This is a genomic window from Moorena sp. SIO1G6 (assembly GCF_010672795.1).
GTDB lineage: Bacteria > Cyanobacteriota > Cyanobacteriia > Cyanobacteriales > Coleofasciculaceae > Moorena > Moorena producens.
Genome location: NZ_JAAHFZ010000174.1, coordinates 1 through 1522, shown reverse-complemented (window position 1 = coordinate 1522; position 1522 = coordinate 1). Strand labels below are relative to the sequence as shown.

Genomic DNA, 1522 nt, shown 5'->3' with positions numbered 1-1522 from the left:
ACTCAACGTTCGATAGAAAAAATATGATAAAGTAAAAATGGTTCTTTCGGATCTCAGGGGGTTGACAAGAAGAATCGTCTCCGCCCCTCGATATCGAGCCAAATGCGCTGAAAGAGTGAAGCGGGTTTGCTGATGCCATAGCAGCGGCGCTTAATCGTCTTGATTTTGTTGTTAAGACCCTCGACAAAACCGCTTGAAACCCGTCGCTCGAAATAGTTCAAAATGAAGGTCCAGTATCGACGCAGAGTTTTGATGAATGTATCGTAACAATCAAGAGAGCTTGCTTCTACTTTCCGTATCCAAGCACGGACAGCGACTTCAGCTTCAGCCACAGTGCAAGTACGATTGAAAATTGCCGTCAGTTCTTCCCGAAAGGTGTATGCCTGATGAAGCAGAGGTGAGTGAGCGAAAAGTGTACGAAGTCGTACTCGATCATCAGGATTCAAATCAGAATGATTTTTACGCAATGGCCATAGCATATCTTTACACTCTTGTGCATAGCACTCTTCAGATAATTCAGCCTTGAGTCGCCTGAGTTCTTTTTTGCGTAGTTTATCAAAACTGTCTCGATAATTCTTGGCAACGTGAAAACGGTCAATCACAATAGTCGCATCAATATCTTCATGCGCATCCACAAATTCGGATGCAGCATTGAGATAGCCATCCCAGATGTCAGTGGCTATGTCGTCAATTGTAGAGCGTAAACGGGCTGGTATCCTCTCCAAAAACGCCTTCACCGTCGTTTTTTTCGGTCTGGGAGGACTGCCAATACGTGTGTCTGACCATTTTTCTGACGACAAGAGACAATTGCAGAATAGCTCTTTCGTCCTTTATGTCGAGAGATTTCATCGATACCGATTGTTCCTAGATCATCGATTTCGGACCAGTTCACTTTCGTATCAATTTGGCGGTCTAATGCACCTATGACGGCATCGTAGCCGATGTTTTCTCGCATACTCACATCTTCAATTGTTGTGTTGATTAGTTGCTTCATCAACCATTGATCATACGCTTTGGTGTGTGGGCTTCGCTCCTGATACCACTCAACTACTTGTGTCGTTGTCGGATTCGTATCACACTTTTGGCACTCGCCTCGTTTGGGGCGGAATTTTATATATGTTGCCATGCCTAGTATCGGCAGATGACGAAATGTTCGTTCGTCTCCATGACCATACGTGCAGCGAATTTCTTCGCCACATATACCGCACTCCGTTTTGTCCAGAGTGCTCTCGACCTCAATTATGATTTGACCGGTTTTTGTTAGTTCGGTTGATATGATTTCAACCTCTTTTATATCCAGTGGAATTCTCAGTTCGGCTGACATTTTGCGGCCTTTCTCCTCATTTAACCACGAGCGTTTATTGGCCTTATTCTATGTCAACCCCCTGAGATCCTAAAGAACCATAAGCATTATAATGAAATGAGAATATACCAGACAACATAACGAAGTCCAAACGATTGTACGGAGTCCGGATTGTACTCGCTGACTTGGATGCCACATTTATGCTTCGGCAATAGCCTA

General features: G+C 44.2%; 2 protein-coding genes. Both read right to left on the bottom strand.

Annotation, left to right across the window (positions count from 1 at the left end; genetic code table 11):
* Window positions 1–53: 53 nt before the first annotated feature.
* The gene (locus tag F6K63_RS36820; RefSeq protein ID WP_287315012.1) at window positions 54–737 is read right to left on the bottom strand and encodes a transposase; all 684 of its coding nucleotides are present in this window, start codon (window positions 735–737) and stop codon (window positions 54–56) included.
* Window positions 734–1324: a helix-turn-helix domain-containing protein gene (locus F6K63_RS36815; protein WP_287315011.1), complete on the bottom strand. Its 591-nt coding sequence runs from the start codon at window positions 1322–1324 to the stop codon at window positions 734–736. The genes F6K63_RS36820 and F6K63_RS36815 overlap by 4 nt, the downstream gene beginning before the upstream one ends.
* Window positions 1325–1522: the final 198 nt, after the last annotated feature.

Excerpts from the sequence above, each read along its gene's own strand:
- F6K63_RS36815 (WP_287315011.1), bottom strand. The coding sequence starts at position 1,324 with ATGTCAGCCGAACTGAGAATTCCACTGGATATAAAAGAGGTTGAAATC.